This is a genomic window from Lachnospira multipara ATCC 19207, from assembly GCF_000424105.1.
GTDB classification, from domain to species: Bacteria; Bacillota; Clostridia; order Lachnospirales; family Lachnospiraceae; genus Lachnospira; species Lachnospira multipara.
On record NZ_AUJG01000017.1, the window covers coordinates 54,296 to 72,141 of the forward strand.

19 protein-coding genes are annotated in these 17,846 nt (G+C 36.4%); 2 read left to right on the top strand and 17 right to left on the bottom strand.

The window, feature by feature from the left end:
* Positions 1–107: 107 nt before the first annotated feature.
* The 3 genes from G600_RS0111715 to G600_RS15270 all read right to left on the bottom strand — a co-directional run bounded on the left by G600_RS0111715 (position 108) and on the right by G600_RS15270 (position 5,415).
* Positions 108–2,468: a hypothetical protein gene (locus G600_RS0111715; RefSeq protein WP_027432082.1), complete on the bottom strand. Its 2,361-nt coding sequence runs from the start codon at positions 2,466–2,468 to the stop codon at positions 108–110.
* A 495-nt stretch (positions 2,469–2,963) separates the two neighbouring features.
* A complete protein-coding gene (locus G600_RS15265; protein WP_051195504.1) occupies positions 2,964–4,397 on the bottom strand; it encodes a PASTA domain-containing protein in 1,434 nt (477 codons plus the stop codon).
* A gap of 460 nt (positions 4,398–4,857) precedes the next feature.
* On the bottom strand, positions 4,858–5,415 hold the full coding sequence (locus tag G600_RS15270) for a TetR/AcrR family transcriptional regulator (protein WP_027432083.1): 558 nt from the start codon (positions 5,413–5,415) through the stop codon (positions 4,858–4,860).
* A gap of 190 nt (positions 5,416–5,605) precedes the next feature.
* On the opposite strand from G600_RS15270, the gene G600_RS0111735 reads away from it, so the two are divergent.
* Positions 5,606–6,475 carry a B12-binding domain-containing radical SAM protein gene (locus G600_RS0111735; protein ID WP_027432084.1) on the top strand — a complete coding sequence of 290 codons (870 nt, stop codon included), beginning with the start codon at positions 5,606–5,608 and terminating at the stop codon, positions 6,473–6,475.
* A 421-nt stretch (positions 6,476–6,896) separates the two neighbouring features.
* Here the strand turns inward: G600_RS0111735 and G600_RS0111745 are convergent, their stop codons facing one another.
* The 14 genes from G600_RS0111745 to G600_RS15280 all read right to left on the bottom strand — a co-directional run bounded on the left by G600_RS0111745 (position 6,897) and on the right by G600_RS15280 (position 15,420).
* Positions 6,897–7,091: a hypothetical protein gene (locus G600_RS0111745; protein WP_027432085.1), complete on the bottom strand. Its 195-nt coding sequence runs from the start codon at positions 7,089–7,091 to the stop codon at positions 6,897–6,899.
* Between the two features lie 50 nt (positions 7,092–7,141).
* A complete protein-coding gene (locus G600_RS0111750) occupies positions 7,142–7,957 on the bottom strand; it encodes an alpha/beta fold hydrolase (protein WP_027432086.1) in 816 nt (271 codons plus the stop codon).
* A 634-nt stretch (positions 7,958–8,591) separates the two neighbouring features.
* Entirely contained in the window at positions 8,592–8,870 is a 279-nt protein-coding gene (locus G600_RS0111760) for a hypothetical protein (protein WP_027432087.1), read from the bottom strand.
* A gap of 115 nt (positions 8,871–8,985) precedes the next feature.
* A complete protein-coding gene (locus G600_RS0111765; RefSeq protein ID WP_027432088.1) occupies positions 8,986–9,234 on the bottom strand; it encodes a hypothetical protein in 249 nt (82 codons plus the stop codon).
* 113 nt (positions 9,235–9,347) lie between these two features.
* Positions 9,348–9,584 (bottom strand): ORF6N domain-containing protein, encoded by a 237-nt coding sequence (locus G600_RS15530; protein WP_242826383.1) that lies wholly within the window; start codon positions 9,582–9,584, stop codon positions 9,348–9,350.
* 84 nt (positions 9,585–9,668) lie between these two features.
* On the bottom strand, positions 9,669–10,604 hold the full coding sequence (gene rhuM / locus G600_RS0111775) for a RhuM family protein (RefSeq protein WP_242826384.1): 936 nt from the start codon (positions 10,602–10,604) through the stop codon (positions 9,669–9,671).
* On the bottom strand, positions 10,591–11,685 hold the full coding sequence (locus G600_RS0111780) for a hypothetical protein (protein WP_027432090.1): 1,095 nt from the start codon (positions 11,683–11,685) through the stop codon (positions 10,591–10,593). The genes rhuM and G600_RS0111780 overlap by 14 nt, the downstream gene beginning before the upstream one ends.
* 96 nt (positions 11,686–11,781) lie before the next feature.
* Positions 11,782–12,114, bottom strand: a complete 333-nt coding sequence (locus tag G600_RS0111785) for a helix-turn-helix domain-containing protein (protein WP_027432091.1) — start codon at positions 12,112–12,114, stop codon at positions 11,782–11,784.
* Positions 12,104–12,547, bottom strand: coding sequence for a hypothetical protein (locus G600_RS0111790; protein ID WP_027432092.1), 444 nt, complete (start codon positions 12,545–12,547; stop codon positions 12,104–12,106). The genes G600_RS0111785 and G600_RS0111790 overlap by 11 nt, the downstream gene beginning before the upstream one ends.
* Before the next feature lie 199 nt (positions 12,548–12,746).
* Positions 12,747–13,331, bottom strand: a complete 585-nt coding sequence (locus G600_RS0111795) for a DUF6933 domain-containing protein (protein ID WP_027432093.1) — start codon at positions 13,329–13,331, stop codon at positions 12,747–12,749.
* An 80-nt stretch (positions 13,332–13,411) separates the two neighbouring features.
* Entirely contained in the window at positions 13,412–13,756 is a 345-nt protein-coding gene (locus G600_RS0111800) for a hypothetical protein (RefSeq protein WP_027432094.1), read from the bottom strand.
* Positions 13,757–13,821: 65 nt separating this feature from the next.
* Positions 13,822–14,277, bottom strand: coding sequence for an ORF6N domain-containing protein (locus G600_RS15275; protein ID WP_408605556.1), 456 nt, complete (start codon positions 14,275–14,277; stop codon positions 13,822–13,824).
* 22 nt (positions 14,278–14,299) lie between these two features.
* On the bottom strand, positions 14,300–14,521 hold the full coding sequence (locus tag G600_RS0111810; protein ID WP_027432095.1) for a helix-turn-helix domain-containing protein: 222 nt from the start codon (positions 14,519–14,521) through the stop codon (positions 14,300–14,302).
* Positions 14,522–14,871: 350 nt separating this feature from the next.
* Positions 14,872–15,420, bottom strand: coding sequence for a type III toxin-antitoxin system ToxN/AbiQ family toxin (locus G600_RS15280; RefSeq protein WP_027432096.1), 549 nt, complete (start codon positions 15,418–15,420; stop codon positions 14,872–14,874).
* Positions 15,421–16,279: 859 nt separating this feature from the next.
* Between G600_RS15280 and G600_RS0111820 the strand changes: the two genes are divergently transcribed.
* Positions 16,280–17,590, top strand: a complete 1,311-nt coding sequence (locus G600_RS0111820) for an IS30 family transposase (RefSeq protein ID WP_027432097.1) — start codon at positions 16,280–16,282, stop codon at positions 17,588–17,590.
* The last annotated feature ends 256 nt before the right edge of the window (positions 17,591–17,846 follow it).

Consider the following 17,846-nt stretch of genomic DNA (forward strand, 5'->3'; position numbering starts at 1 on the left):
TCACTTTGTGGACTGTTAAAGAATTCCTTAACATTACTGCTTATATAACAAATGGCCATGCCGTTTTGGGGCACAGCCATTTGTATGATTACCGTTGTTTTTCTGTTTTATTCATTTACCTTTTTCTTCTTTGAAAGCCCCAAAAATCCAAGTCCGCCAAGAGAAGCTAGAAGAAGCAGATACCGTACTCTGATATCATTTGGGTCTCCGGTCTTTGGTGTAGTAGACTGATTGTTATTGCTACTATCACTTGATGAAGCCGAATCTTTATAAGCTAGGGCATATGTTGAAAACTTATCTGTTTCAAATGTGAATACATGTGTATTTTCATCATAAGTGCCAGTGATATCTGTAGCCACGCCATCGTGCACACGGATGATTTCAAATGTTCTGCCACTCTTCCTCAAGCTTTCAGGAATAACTATACTTGCTTGTACTTTACCATTGGTCTCAGTAACTTTTGTTGCATCGTTACTTCCGACTTTCTTAAACAGATTAATATCAAAATAAAGTCCAACTGTATAATCACCAGAAGTATCCTGAATTAAGGTCTTATCTGTCTCTTGTACAGAAGCACTCATATCCTGAATATCAAGCCATACATTTACACCCTGAGCCACTTCTTCTGGTGTGAGTGCTAAAAGTGTAGTCAAGTTATCATTGTTTTCAATCTTTGCTCCAAAAGGATTGCTTTCTGCTGATACTGCAGCTGTATCTGTAATATCATTTACAACACCTGCTTTAACAGCAACATCTGCATATGGAACCTTTGTACTAGTGTCCGTATTAGAACTATTATTTATAGGAGTGCCTTTTTTCTTTATAATTGTATAATCTGAGAATTTATCTGACGAAAATGTAAGTCTTCCCGTATCAGAATTATATATTGCATCTAATTCCTCAAGTTTTCCATTGTGGTTTCTTACAATACTGTAAGTTTCCCCTTCAGACAAATTGTTTGGTACACTTAAGGAAAAAGAAGCTGCACTCGAAAGATCTGTCATCTTGTTAGTCCAATAATTAGCTGCATTTGAAAAATAATCTCCGCTACCACCTTTACTAATAACATTGGTCATAGTGATATCGACAGTTTCAACTGCACTTACAAAATCATCGCTGTCATTACCCATGGCTGTCAAAATGTTGTCATCAGTAGGATTAGTTTTTCCTCCTGTTACGCCGATTGCTACATTACCAGTGGTGAGAGCTGCATCTGTTCCGCTTACGCTAAGCCCTGACACACTACTGCTTCCACTGACATTTACCTGAGGATTAGTTTTGCTAAAAGCACCTGCAAGGTGGAAGTTGCCTCCCATAGTAACCTTAAAAGTACTTTGGCTTTCTTGTGCTTCCAAAGTCTGGCCGTTAAGGCTAGCACTTGAAAGCTGATATCCCGCTTTAGGGACAAACTTTAATGTAACCACATCTCCTTTTTTACATTGTATATAGCCTCCATTATTTGTATCAACATTAAGGTTAACCTGATTGCCGCCTCTTGTAGCACTAACAAATTCAACAGTTCCTGTACTTGCATCAATGTAAGCATCAGACCAACCACCAGTTCTTTCCTCTGGATCGTAGGTCCAAAGAATCGTCACATCATCACTTTGTTCCCCTTTGGTAACAGAAATATTATAGTCTCCATTTTTCTTAGAAACCGTCAGTGATGCTATTCCTGTCTCCTCATCTATTGTACAAGGGCTTCCGTCTATTGTGGCGCTTGCAATTTTGTAACCACCAAAGTATGGAGAAATTCTAATAGTGTATTCGTCAGCCTCATTTATAGTTACTGTGCCTGTTGTACCTGTTGTGCCTTGAACTTGAAATCTTTGATTTTCTCCTCCGCCGGATACCGAAACCTCTTCTATAAAATCAATCACACCTGATAGATTAAAACTGAGCGTAATTCTTTCCTGTGAACCACTACCTTGACTAGGGTCTTGACCAGGATTTCCGCCTCCTTGACTAGGGTCTCCACTACCTTGACTAGGGTCTCCACTACCTGGATTGTTTGGAATGTTTGATATAACTTTAATATCTATGACTAAAGTAAAAGTATTCGCATCATTTATATTCAGTACCAATGGGTCCGTTTCCGTTATTCCACAAGTATTATCAATTTTGTTACCGTTAATACTGCTACTTTCATAATCTATCAAGTTGCCAGCTGTTTGAACGTTAATTTTAACCGACTTAGCACCACTTGGAATATTTCCACTATCGCTCCCTGTACGGATTCCATCTTCAGGGTAAATAGTAACTACCCGATTTTCAAAACTGTTACCGCCTTCATTTAAAAAACTGATTTCCAGAGTGAGGTTATTTGAATTAACTGCTGAATCTGCTTCGAATGTAGCACTATAAGTTCCGCCTCCTGCATACGTCGTTAAACTGGTTACCGGCATTAATCCAAGCACCAACACAAGACTAAGCATGATGCCAAATAGTTGTTTCATCTTAATCTTCATAAAGTTCTTATCTCCTTTACATCTTTATTTACAGCTGTTATGGTCGCTGCATCACCTTTAAAAACACAAAAAAACGCCGAACATAATAAGACATATCTGTCCTACCAAGTTCGACGGCTATCCATCATCATCATATTCTGTTTTATTCGAAAAAAGGCCGCAACTAACCTCTGCTCTGCTCTGCTCTGCTCTGCTCTGCTCTGCTCTGCTCTGCTCTGCTCTGCTCTGCTCTGCTCTGCTCTGCTCTGCTCTGCTCTGCAAGATTGTAACATTGTTCGCATGGCTGTCAACTCCCTTCGTTATCTTAACAAAGTTTATATCGGCTGTTCTTACAATAAGCTTTAGTTTTTCTCACAGGCCTTTAGCCTTTACTCTTTGTGTATTTATATATTGTATCAAAATACACGGTTTTTTATAAGAGTTTTTTCACAATTATTATGTCGCATCTACGCAAAATATCAACTATGAAAAGCTGGTCTCTCGACCAGCCTTTCTTCACTTAAAAGTGTGATATGTAATTACTATCTCAGCATCAATTCTGTAAGAAACATCTTCTGAGAAATCACTGTCCCCATCAATAGAGATGCTTTTTACAGAATTCTTTTTTGTAATCAATCCGGTAATCAAATCAGCTTCCTTCTCATATGAGACATTAACAAATCCGGCATCTTTATACAATCCTGCCAACTCTTTATAATCCATACCCTTTGCCTCTTTAGCTGATACTGGTGTTAATGCTTCTTTCAAAGTATGATAAAAAACCTCAACATGAGAGTTATTAGGATATCTGTCCATTGAAGAAAACTGGGTATTGCCATCAATGCTCACTTCAATAACTTTGTTTTCATCATCCTTATCAGAATAATCTAAATCTGCCCGTGAATACGCATAGACATAATTAAACCCACTTCCTTCTAGTAGTGATTCTACTTCTTCATAATTCATTCCAGCTACATCTTCCGAAGAAATCCCAATCTCTACACTCTGAGCATATTCCCAATACTTGTATCCCAGGAAGCCTGCGACTCCGAGAATTAAAATAGATATAAAAAATTCCTTCCAGTGCTTCTTATAAAACGTAAAACGCTTTTTTCTTCTTGCTCTTGCTTTCTCTGCTCTTATACGTTGTCTTTCTTCTTCAAGACGACGTTCTTCTTCAAAGCGACGTTCTTCTTCAAGACGACGTTTTTCTTCAAGCCTTTCTTCTTCAAGGCGACGTTCTTCTTCAAGACGACGTTCTTCAAGACGACGTTCTTCAAGACGACGTTTTTCTCCAAGCCATTCTTCTTCAAGACGACGTTTTTCTTCAAGCCATTCTTCTTTGTGTTTTTTTTTATAAGATGAATACGCCACAAAACCCAAACCAATCAAGGTTCCTATCACTACTGCGCCAAGGCTCACATTGCTGCTATCTTCCTCTTCTTCTTCATAATAATAATAATCGTCATCATCATCGTCATCATCATCGTCATCATAATCGTCATCATAATCGTCATCATCTTCATCATCGTCATAATCGTCATCATCTTCATCATCGTCATCATCGTCATCATCTTCACTATCATATTCATCAAAAGAATAGTAGTCACCATCTGACGAATTATAATAACCGCTTCCGTCGGAATATCTATAACCATCGCTTCCATCTGCGCCATGATAATATCCACTACCATCTGAGTACTTATAACCATCACTGCCATCTGCGCCATGATAATATGCACTTCCATCAGAATAAATATAGCCATCGCTTCCATCTGCGCCATGATAATATCCACTACCATCTGAGTAAATATATCCTTCACTACCATCTGCGCCATGATAGAATCCGCATCCATCAGAGGATTTATAAGAATCTCCATCCTCATCATCCCTAATAAACCCGGCATCATCTGAATTTAGAAATTCAAAGCCAATGTCTTTTTTTCTCATTTAGTCTAGATTCATCCTTTCAATTTTTTTCTACGAATTCATTCTTATATAATCTTCACAATAATTTGCTGTATTCTGCATGAATAAGAGCGATTTCTTTAACTTCTGACTTCTTTTCTTTGTTTTTTCCAAAGTATTTATTTCCATCTCTAATGAATCTATCAATCCATCAACCTTAATGAATTCTTTTAAATCATCTAATCTGTAAAATAGGAACCCTCTGCAAGAAGGTCCCTATCTAGCTGTTTCTGTAGTTATTTATAATTTTCACAGAATACTTTTAAATTTTAAATAAGCTTCTTTTTTTTGTCAATAAAATTTGTTCATTTTGAAAAGATTTATTTTAATAAAAGTCGCTTGTATACTACTTTTTCCTAGACCTTTTGCGACTACTAATAAAATGATCAGCTTATAGGATACTAGTTAGGAAGTTTAATAATAATCAATTCAAGTATATATACTAATCGATAATCCTAGCAGAAATGCCGGGGTTATTAACATTTGCACCCATAAAATCCACCATAGCCTGATAAAAATCATCCAGGGATTCTTTACATTCATTTCTAAACCATTCCATAATTCCATTAAGAGTAGCGCCGGAGGCAAAGTAAAGATTATATCTCTTTATTGAATTATTTGGTATTTCTCCTCCAAGTTCTATATTAGCCTCATTGAACATGGTTTGTACCATTCCAAGATAGCCTGCATTATCTAATAGCAGAAATTGTGCGCGATATTTTTTCATAATTGTTAGAAATACATAGCCATATTCTTTTGACCAAAAATCGCATTCTTCTGGTAAAGATTCTTTAATTTCACAAAAAACAGACTCAAGAAAATACAAAACAATATCGTTTTTGCAATTAAAGTTTCTATAATAAGCCATCCTTGAAACTTTAGATTGCTGTGAAATCATAGTGATAGAAATTTCATCAACGTTATATGACTTCAACAATTCAAAAAATCCTTCAACTATTGCATTTTTAACTCGTAAATTTTCTATGATTCTTTTATCCATTTTCTCGACCTCCTAAATAATATTTTTGTGATAATAGTAAGCTTATATATCTGTTACAAAAACGGGCTAATTGCTACGTGTTGTTATATTGATATATTCAGGATGACTGTTATAATATTAACGTAACCCGTTACAAATTGTAACACATTATAAAGCGTTATAAAAGTAAATTCTATAAGGAGGTGTTGATATGCGATATGAAGGAAATATTTATAGGCCACCAAGTGAATGGCAGAGTTATATACTACAGGTGACAATAGGATGCTCCCATAATGCCTGTACTTTTTGCGGAATGTTTAAGGATAAGAAATATCGTGTTCGTCCACTATCAGAAGTACTTGAAGATATCGATATGGCAAAGTCATATTATGGTTCGGTAGATCAGATTTTTTTATGTGATGGAGATGCAATATCCCTTGATACAAAGAATTTGCTGAAAATATTACATAAGATAAAACGAGTTTTTCCGAATATAAAAGAAATAGCTACATATGCAAGTCCTAAGGGAACCTTGAAAAAAAGCAAAGAGGAATTGAAACTTTTAAGGGAAGCCGGTCTGACTAAAGCATATCTTGGTGTAGAAAGTGGCGACGATAGCGTATTAAAGGCCACTCACAAAGGTGTAAATGTTGCACAGATGACAGAGGCTGGTAAAGCCTTAGTTGATGCAAATATAGAATTATATGCGATTATTTTGGTGGGACTAGCCGGTAAGGAAGGCTCAAAGGAGAATGCCAGGTTGACTGCTAAAATAATAAATGATATAAAACCCCAGCATTTGGCAGCTATGACTTATATGCCTGTTCCTAACACACCTATGTACAAGGATATACAGGAAGGAAAATTTACAGTTCTAACAGAAAAGGAATGTCTCCAAGAAACAAAATGGTTAGTAGAAGGTTTAGATAAATTTCATATGCATTTTAACAGTTCTCATGCATCCAATTATCTACCAATTGATGGAGATATTTATAGTGAAAAAGATAAAATTATAAATACACTAAATGAAGCCTTACAAAATGACTTGATAAATCTAAACAGATCATATAGAGCTTTATAAATGATTGAATTGCATAGAATTTTTCTAAATTTCTTTGTGACATCAACACAATGTTAAACTTGATTTATTCGAACTGATCTTGATAGACGAAATGTGACGTAAAAACGGGAGTCCGCTATTTATTGGGGCTCCCGTAGTTTATATACTATTCAAATTCGGTAGTTCCAGATTTGTTTCTCATGTGAAATACTGGTAAGTTAACTCATTTTTACTTTTTGCCATTCTCTTCCACTATTGTTTTATCTCCATAAAATTGCATTAACATTAGAATCAAGGTACTTCCTGAAAGGATTCCATCCATAATACCTGCTGGTAATAAAGACATCAATAAGGTAAGAGTAACGGAAGAAATAATTAGAGACAAGGCCAACCCCCACATTCGATTTTTAAGTAGACCTATTGCTCCTATTTAATCAATTTCCTACCAGATCTTCTTTCCTGTTTTTGCAAGGATTAAGGCATCATCATAGGAACAACCATGTTCTCTTGCATACATATATAAAGCCTTATCCAAGTACGGATACTTTCTCGGATCCACAAATCCACGATTTGCCTCCAACCATGCGCGATGATAAAATCCCTGTAACTTTTCTTCATCTACATCAAATAATCCCATACTATTCACCTTCCTTTCTTCTAATGTGATACTACTCACTGTTTTCTTAACTATAATTTCTTGACCAGTTCCTCAATCAGCCGATTTACAATTTCCGGTGCATCAGTATTAGAATTATGCCCCGCGTCTTTTATCCATTCTATCGGAATTCCGGTATTCTTATGCCATGCCTTATTATATCGGATACAAGAGCCGGCATGATCTTTTTCTCCGCAAATTAAAATAGAAGGGCACTTAATCTCATATGGTAAATTTGCCTCCATTGCTTCCGCCAATATCCGATAACCATGACCTGCTATTTTTGCATATCTCTCCTGATCACCATTATAGGTCATCATCATATTATGCATTATTTTTCTTCCATAGCTCGACGTAGCAACACCATTCGTTCCCAGCTTCAAAAGAGACTTCCAAGGATAGTGTCGATACACCGGCTCCATTCGCTTCAATAGCCAAATTTCTGCGGCCGTCACGTACCTACGCTGTAAAGGTGCCGAATCCACAGAAACAAAACCCTTTAACTTTTCAGGATAAAGCTGTGCATACGCCTGTCCAACGTAACCGCCCATAGACTGACCGATAATTACAGGATGGTCAAATCCCTCTTTTACCAGGATTTCGTCTAGCCATCTTGCTTTATCCATCAAATTAAAATCAAAGCAAAATGGCCAAGAAGCAGCATGCCCAGGTGCATCCCATACAAAAACCGGATACTTACTTTCAAAATATTCAATTTGCTTTTCAAACAATCTGTGATCTGCGGTAAGTCCAGGTAAAAAGACTAACTGCAACTCACTATTTATTGACTCTTTATTTATCCAATAATGTATATTGCCACATGGAGTAGCATATATTTGTTCTGTCATAATTCACCTCCAGAGTATTATATTAAAAATTCAAACTCCTTGTTTTATATAATTCCTACATCAGTACTATATCGTTTTCCATCCTTCGGCGACTTCATTTTCAGTTGGTGACAATTTGTAACCAACTGACTTCCCTCTTCTTTAAGTCTCTGTTTTAGTTTATTCCAATATTTTCTTCCATTCGCACTTTCTGTTAATGCCTGCACAACATCCACAATTAAAAAAAGACATTCTTCCTCATCCTCTACCCATGCCGTCCTGATCGGCTGGTCTTCAAATCCATTGTAGCTTTAACCAGACAGTACTGCAACAGTACTTTGAGAAAAAGTAAAAGCCGTGAAACCCTTTATTTAAAAGGTCTCACGACTTTTTACGTTCTTATTCCATCTCATTTACTCGGAAAATTCAAACCGTTTTTTCCTATTCTTTTCGTGCTTCTTGTGCGTATCATTTGATACGCTTTTCATTCTATCCGTATCATTCAAAACCTGCTGTACCCAAATTGTACCCAAACGAATCATAAATAGTCTTTGATGGACGCGCTATGTTATAGTATAATAAGGTCACTTGTTTGGAGGGTATTCGTATCCTCAGATATCCCACCTAATGTTGGTAGCATTAGATGGGATATTTTTTAATAATCAACCCATTCTGTATCCTTCTCAATTTCCCAGAAGGTTTTTCCATCAAACAAAGGTTGTTTTAAAAAGATTTCATAACTCTCTTGATTGTCCTTACCAGATATCTGCCAAAGCGTTTTTACCTCTGGTTCCCAAAGCTGTAATTCAAAAACATACACTTTATCTTCCCTTAGGTAACCTTGAGAAAAATACTTTTTTCCATTATACACATATATCAGTTCTTCACCGCTCCACAGTTTATCGGTAAACTCATTAATATCACCATTAATCATAGAGATACCCCCTTGAAAAATTTTTTGTACTTCTTATAATTTCAACTCTTTTTCTCGTGTGAAATACTGGTAAATTCAGCGTTTCTATTGTTCTATTTTAAGCAACTGACTTTTGTCAGATTTCTCTGGCTTCACCGCCCTTATGTTCCTCAGCAATATATCTCTTGCCCCCATTCTTCCATTTGTCATAATCAGATTCTTCAAAGGCCTCTGTTACATCAACATAATCTATTGTCTTCGCAAAGTTTTTTTCTAATTCAAAGCTATTATCGAGAGTTATGGTTTTTCCTTTCATGTATCGGCAAAACTCATCATAATACGCCGGATCAGCGGAACCTATATCTTGCCACAAAAAAGGATTCATTTCTCCTATCAAATTATTGATTCTGTCATCGGTAGAGTCTGCATAATAATTATCTATCCAAAAAACATCATTGTATACAACTCAAATTCGTTCATTTTACATCTCTCTATGATTTACCACCTTTTCATGTTTTTTTCGAATTTATCAACATATGACTTTTCCAATCTCTCCCACCATCCAAAGAAGTTTGTTTTTCCATGCTCCATAAAAGCATATGGCATATATCGTCTGCCGCCGCGTCCATCTGGGTCATTATCCTTTGAGATGCCATTTTGGCATCTCAAAGACTCTTCCTCCGACAGTTGGAAACAAAAGTCTTCAGGAAATCGTTTCTTATTGCGCTTAACCACCAGGCACGCAATGTGTGGTTTTTTTGTTTAATTTTTAAGAATCATTTTAGAATCACTCTCACTTAACATGTGATTCTAACCAAATCACATGTTAAGTAAATTCATAACCAGCTTTACCATAATATCCTTTTCCTCTGGATTAGATTCTGCAATCATAAGAGTAATAGCTACCAATTCACCGTCGCCAATACGTTTATTGCCATCTCTAAGTAATGCATCATTTCTCTCCAAAAATTCCAAAAACAAAGAAGCCGCTATTCTCTTACACCCATCTGCAAACGGATGATCCTTAATCATAAAGTATAAAAGATTTGAAGCCTTTTCTTCTATGGAAGGATAAGCATCTTCTCCAAATGCGCTTTGATAAATAGCGGAAATGATACCGTTTACTTTTCCAACTTCTTTTTCTACACCAAAGACATCCGTATCAAAAGAATCCCTCATATGAGAAACCATCGTCATACAATCATCATAGGTAATCCTATAAATAGGTTTTGCCCCCGTAGGCTTTACTATTGCTTGGTGATCATACTGATCTAACAACGTCAAGGCATCTGTATACAGATTTACGGCTTTTAAAATATCCTTTTCCTCAACATTTAATGCATCCGCCAGCATTCGCGTTTGGATATCCACTGTCTTTTGTAATGCATATAAGCGTTTCTCATTTATTGCATAACCGTCGATCATATATTGCTTCAAAATTTTACTTGCCCACTGACGAAATTCGATACCTCGTTTTGATTTTACGCGGTAGCCTACAGATATGATGACATCTAATGAATAAAACTGGACTGGTCGATCCGCATTTGCAATGTGTATTTTTTGCACATTGCTTTCTCGAATCAATTCTTTCTCCTTAAAAATATTATTTACATGCCTCGTAATTACTGTTCTATCCACATTAAATAATTCTGTCATCTGTGCTTGCGAAAGCCATACCGTATCTTCATCCATCGGGACTGACAACGTTACTTCCTTGTCTTTCGTTTCAAATAATATAATCTCATTTTTCTTCACCAAAAACACCTCCCGCGCATATTACTTTTTCCCATACTTTTTTTATTTCTTCCACAAACTGTCTATCCGGCTTAATTCCTGAAAATAATTTTTCAATTAATCCAGCCAGTTCCAATGCCAGTTCATCGTCTGTATAATACTCAAACAATTCTCTGATATTCGCGCTATGCAAATGATAAAAAATCATTAATGCATCATCCAAAACTTGCAAATGATTTGATGTACATGTAACCGTCTCCACGAAGGCATCTTTAACATTTTCACAGCTACATTTGATCACCGGTAAATTACCATTTATAAGTGGTTTTTTAAAATCTACTGTATATCCTCCTTCCGGATGTTTGGCATATGCCAAATTATAACGCATAACCTGCTGTATATCATAAGAGTTAATTGCACGAATATCTGTATGGTCACTCCAAATCCCCAGGCTGGCACTAAACCCATATCTATCAAGATCCGTATCCCTCATAATAATTCCTCTTATTGCCAAAAGAATATGCTCGCAAACATATCTTTTGTCGAGCAAAGTTGTAGAATCATTCATTTTCCAAATCAACCTTGAAACAATATTATCATATTGTCCTATAAAAATTCTGCTATAAAAATCTAAAGCTTCGGTACAAATTGTCACTTCATCTTCATTAAAAAGGAGATTTGTTTTACCTGTCTGCCTGCGTATTCTCATCACCACTCTAGAAAAAGACAATACAATCATTTCATTTTTATCAATAATGAATTCTTCCCCAGCTACATATATTTTATCCTTATCAGATGAACAATTCATAATATAAGAATAATCATCTCCTACTCCATCTATTTGAGGTACATTATCGAAGCCTAGTAAAAAAGATACTTGGTCATCTTTTCCGACTATGTTGCCATCTTTATCCCAAACTTGAAATAATGATTTCAACCATATATCCAGTTTTTTCTTACTCTCAAGTTGCTTTCTAAGGAATCCTGATATAAGTTTTGATCCATTACCATAAGGAAACTCAAAGCCCATGTCGTATAATAACTGTGTACTTTCAATCCATTCGCCCTTCTTCGGCTTTAAATAGACTCTTCCTCTTGTCATATTGTCTCCTCCGTCGTCTTTACGTCGTGCTACCGTATATGCGTTTTTAAGCATATGTTTAAGCGATGCTTAATGAATAAAGCACCGCCATCAGACCTATTTTTTTAAAGCCTCAATATACCCCAACAATCTTTCTTTTTGCGATTTTTTAAGACTTTCCATTTCAATCAAAAGATCATATTCCTTTGTGCCTTTTGTAACCACTCGATAATCCAATTCCTCTACCGATTGAACCGTGTCCTGCAACAATTCATAAGGAGTTACTTTTAACACATTGCAAATAATCATTATTTTATCTGCAGACGGGTTCGTTTTCTTTCGTTTCCAATCACTAATAGTACTCTGTGCTATTCCTGTAGCTTTCGAAAAATCCATCTGGGTAATTTCACGTTCTTCCATCAATTTAAAAATACGTTCACTAATTGTCATTTTCTGCTCCTTTATCCATCATGCTTTCTTCCACCCAGGCCTTAAACTCATCCGGGCATGCTACTATCCACTCAAAGAAATAAGAGGTGAGTTTCTCAAGTGTAATCCCATAATCTTTCAATGTATTTCGATTTAAAAAGTCGTAAACTTCGCTTTCCATAGAAAGTGAATATCCATCCTCCGTATCTGTTACACTAACTGGGTTTTCATGAAGCCTTTGCAATACTAACGCTCTGATAAAATCATCCATTTCTATTGTATTTTCTTTATCTAAATCGACCTTACCAAACAGTCGCTCATACAAATCAGAAGACATAAGGATTCTATCTGTATCAAATATTATACATTTGACAGGATTTCCATAAACCTTATAAAAATCATCTGAATCAAATTTTTCTATCAATTCTTTAGAAGAAATCTCCGGATACAACATAATTTTTGCCCTCCTCGCTACCTTTTTACGTTTATACGTTCTTTCGTATATCATCCGTATATACGTTATATTACTTCCATATTCAAGCAATGTCAAGATGCTATGTCATCATTATTTTTATACCAGACAGTACTGCAACCGTACTTTTTACAGTCATTTATCCCCATCCAATATTTCTACAAGAAAAAGGGTTGTGGTACTAATCGTTAGTACCACGATTGTTTTCTATGTACTGAGCAAAATCTATTACCTTTGCTGGCTCTCTCTTAGTAGCAATCCCTAATCGTTCCATGTCTAATTTAAAAAGTTCACTCGGATGTCCATACGCATCAAATCCCTCTGGCTGGCAGATATCTCTGTTCAGATACTCACTAAGTTCCCATTGATACTTTGCTTCTTTATCCAACTTTTTATCAAAATACTGTGCATCCATTACCATTCTGTTAATGCCACCAACCGATTTCCTACCATGAGTTTTTGTTACAGTTGTATCGCCTGACATTTTAAAATACTGCCCTATCTGATCCTCGGAGTATCCCATTTCCTGCATCACGCCATGAATCACACGACTGATATACATTGTATAGTAATTCCAGTTTCTTGGTTCAATATCTGTCATTGCTATTGTATAACGATTACTGGCATTCACAATAAACAAGACATTTCTTCCTTTTATTTTCGTCAAATGTGTGTCCCAGCAGAACACAAGTAAAGCACCTTTGCTTTCTTCAATCTTTGTTGTTTTTAATCGATCTTGAACTGCTTTTGTTGCACCGATTTCCATATGTATCACCTACTCATCTCAAATATTCTTTTTACTTCATTCTGTAATTCTATTGTTCTATTTTAAGCAACTGACTTTTGTCAGATTTCTCTGGCTTCACCGCCCTTATGTTCCTCGGCAATATATCTCTTGCACCCATTCTTCCATTTGTCATAATCAGATTCTTCAAAGGCCTCTGTTACATCAACATAATCTATTGTCTTTATGAAGTTTTTTGCTAAATCTAAGCTGTTATCAAGAGTTATGTTTTTTCCTTTAACGAATCTACAAAAATCATCATAGTACGCTGGATCAGCAGAACCTATATCTTGCCACCAAAAAGGATTCATTTCTCCTATCAAATTATTGATTCTGTCATCGGTAGAGTCGGCATAATAATTATCTATCCAAAAAAACATCATTGTATACAACTCAAATTCGTTCATTTTACATCTCTCTATGATTTACCACCTTTTCATGTTTTTTTCGAATTTATCAACATATGACTTCTTTAATTCTTCTGCAGTAATACCGTAACAAAACACTTCTTGCCGGCATCCTTCTTCACCAAAATGTTCAGCATGTTCACATCCACGTATCCATCAATCAATACAATATCACTTTTGGCCTTCTGTATAATAGTTGTAATCAAACTAAACGCATCATAGATTTGCCCGTCAAAGAAGATCTTCTGCTCCGTAAAAGCATACGGCATATATCGTCTGCCGCCGCGTCCATCTGGGTCATTATCCTTTGAGATGCCATTTTGGCATCTCAAAAACTCTTCCTCCGACAGTTGGAAACAAAAGTCTTCAGGAAATCGTTTCTTATTACGCTTAACCGCACGGTTCAGTGCTCCTGTTTCGACCTTGTATAACATAGCAAGATCACTATCCAACATAACCTGTTTCCCACGTACGATATGAATTTGACTCCTAATATCTATAGTTTCCACTTTCAACGGTATATTATCCGTTGTCTAAATCTGCTCAATTTTCGCCACTTGCCCCTCCATATTTGACACCTTTCCCAACCAATTCCTCATATTTCAGCTGATACGCAATAAGTCTCGGAATATACTCCGGAGGGGTGCGTCGTCCTGCTTCCCAATCCTCCAGTGTTCGAACTGGGATTCCCGTATGTTCCGAAAACTCTTTTCGATTCATATTTACACTCTCACGTAGTTCTCTTATCACCTTTGCAGTATCCATAACATTCTCCTCGCATTGCGTTTTCTTTATTATATCACTCAGTGTGTAAACACGCAATGTGTGGTTTAGATTTTCATCAAAACAGTACTCCACCAGTACTTTTTTCAACCATATTGCAACCACAAACGCGACTATAAAAAAGGCAACCCGCAGAAACTCTGCGAATTGCCTTGTATTCTTTATAACTTGTAAACCACTAGGAACTACTCCATCTCTATACCGACTACTATATATTGAGTCTATAGAGTCTAATTTTCAGCACATATGGTATATCTTTTCTAATTATTCCATGTCGTCCACAACTTTTTTGAAGTTTTGGTAGACATTTTATAGACGTAAATTCTCTACTTTTAATCTTTCTTAAGTAGTTTGTCTAGTAGTGTTTCAAGTTTATCAAACTTGGAACTTCTCTTTACAAGATTATGATTTTTGTCTGGATGATTCACAACCATATCGTATACCTTGTTGGCACGATTCTCAATTGTGTCAATATGACTTCTGCACCACTTTATCTGTTTCTGCATAAGTCGTTTTTTTGCCGCAATATCTGGTTTATCATTGCTTAGAACTGTAAGATTCACCTTCTTGATATAACGATCATCGACTGGAATCATATTGTTGATATTGAGAACTCCAATTAGCTTGAACTGGCCATTTTCATCTCTTCGCTCTTCATCAAATACTTTGATAAAATCCACTTGGCTCTTCTTATTCTTAAATTTATCCTTTGGAGATGTGAGAGGAATACAATAGTTGCAACCATTCATAAGTACTACAACGCCTACAAACGGACGATTTTGCTTTCCTCTCTGTGGTGAAATAGACATCACATTATCATCGGTATGTGACAAATCTCTTATGTATTTTAAATCAATATAATATAAATCTAGTTTCTTCATAACAATCCTTAAACATAACAACGGGCTGCGTCAGAAGATGCAGCCCGTAATATTCCTTCTTTGCCGGTAGGGTTCCCGTCTTTTATAGTTCCCATTTATTTTATATGGTAGGGCTCCCATCTGATAAAGCTCCCATTTATTTTATATGGTAGGGTTCCCATCTGATAAAGTTCCCATTTCGCTTGGCAAGGAAACCAATCACATCCTATAGATGTACTTAAATGATAAACTGGACAGTCTAAAATGTCAAGATATTCCTATTTTAAGGGTTCCACTATAAACCATTTTATAAAGCTACATAATTATACTTCTTAGTTTTATACATAATCTTCGACAAAACATAAGAATGAAATCACGGCCACAATTTTACTAAAAAAATAAAGGCCGCAAATCTATGTGAAAAAAGGGAGTCCGCTATTTATACGGGCTCCCGTAGTTTTTCTGTTATTCTAATTCGGTAGTTCCAAATCTATTTCTCATGGTAAATCATGTTAAATACGGCATTCTTATTTTCCACAATTACTTAAAATGCCTTGTATTTCTTGTGCTTTTCGAAGAAATAGTATCATTTTAGTATCACGAGCTGTATCACCGTGATACTATAACTACCTCCTTCCTTCGTTCTGGTTTGCTTAAAAACTCTCGAACAATTTGACATTGTTCGCTATAAAGTATTATAACACATGCCTTACCAATAAGCCACAAGAAAATTAAAAATACCAGTAAAACCAAAATTGAAATTTTAAATTCCACCTCCCGATTAAGTGATGGAATTAACTACTACATAAGTAGAGTTTAATCTTTCACACATCCATGGTATACTCATGACTTCCTTCTGACAGCAGTAGAAGGAGGCTCAATGAGCAAATACATACCTGGTAACCAAAAACATCTAACTCTCGAAGACCGAGAATACATCAAGAAATCTCTTGATAGCGGAATCACATTTAAAGACATCGCAAAGTATCTTTGTAAGGATCCGACTACTATTTCCAAGGAGATTAAACTCCACCGACTGGATGAGTGGTATCGTCGAGGTCCTTTTTACAACAAGAAAAACTTTTGTGAAAAACGCTTTCGCTGTAACAAGCTAAATGCCTGTGACAAAATCATCCTCTGTGGTGTTAAATGTGCCTCGTGTCCTACTTGTAATCAAACGTGTAAAGACTTTGTTCGAGAGCACTGCAACCGATTAGATAAGGCTCCATACGTCTGTAACGGATGCCATAAAATCTCACGTTGTACCATTGCTCATAAATATCACTACGATCCCTACTTTGCTGACCGTAAGTATCGCGAAAAGCTTTCATCTTCGCGAGCTGGGATAAATATGACCAAGCATGAACTGCGCGAAAAGGATAGCATCATCTCGCCACTCATCTTCCAAGGACAATCGCCCTATCAGATAGTGACGAATCATCCTGAATTAGACATGTCGGTTCGAACATTGTATTCATACATCAATGATGGTCTCATTACTGCCAGAAACATTGATTTAAAGCGTAAAGTTAAGTTCAAGCCACGAAAAGTACATAAGACTCAGATAAAGGATCGTTCCGTATTTCAAGGGCGCCTTTATTCGGACTTTCAAGCTTTGGAACTGGATTCCTTCGCCGAGATGGATACTGTTCATTCCTCAAGAGAATCGAAGCGTGTCATCCTTACATTCTTCCTGACTCGTGAAAAACTATTTCTAGCATTTATCATGAATCGCTGCACCAAAGGTGCCGTGAGACTAATCTTTGATAAGTTAGAACGTCAGCTAGATACATATGATTTCCTGACGTTGTTTAGCACTATCCTTACCGATAGAGGTACTGAGTTTGGAGATCCGGACTCTTTAGAGACCGGCATATCTGGAATGGAGCGCACAAGTATTTACTATTGTGACCCAATGCGCAGCGGCCAAAAAGGCGGCATTGAGCAGGCACATACCATGCTACGTATGGTGCTTCCTAAAGGAACAAGTTTTGAATACTTGACCCAGTGGGACTTACGCACAATTGTTGACCACATCAACTCGACGCCACGCGAAAGTCTAAATGGGCGTACCCCATATGAGGTTGCATTAGAAACTTACGGCATAGACATCTTAAAAGCACTTCAGCTTAGGCCGATTGCACCTGATGATGTCAATCTGACGCCTAAGCTGATACGCTTTAACCATTAACTTTACATAAAAATCTGCTGTCAGACTGGAAATAAACAATTCACATTTTTTCAATGTGGCCTGTGGAATTCAGTCTCGCACACGGAATATCCAGAGGCTTGTTTGCCATGTCTTCAATTCGGATATTTTATGGAAAGTTACTGCAATTATACCAGCTAAGCCTAAATATTGCTCTCTGAAATATTAAAAACCAAGGAAATTTTAAAGACCGGTGGAATTTACCATTTCACTGGAATTTACAATTTCAAGTTAGCAA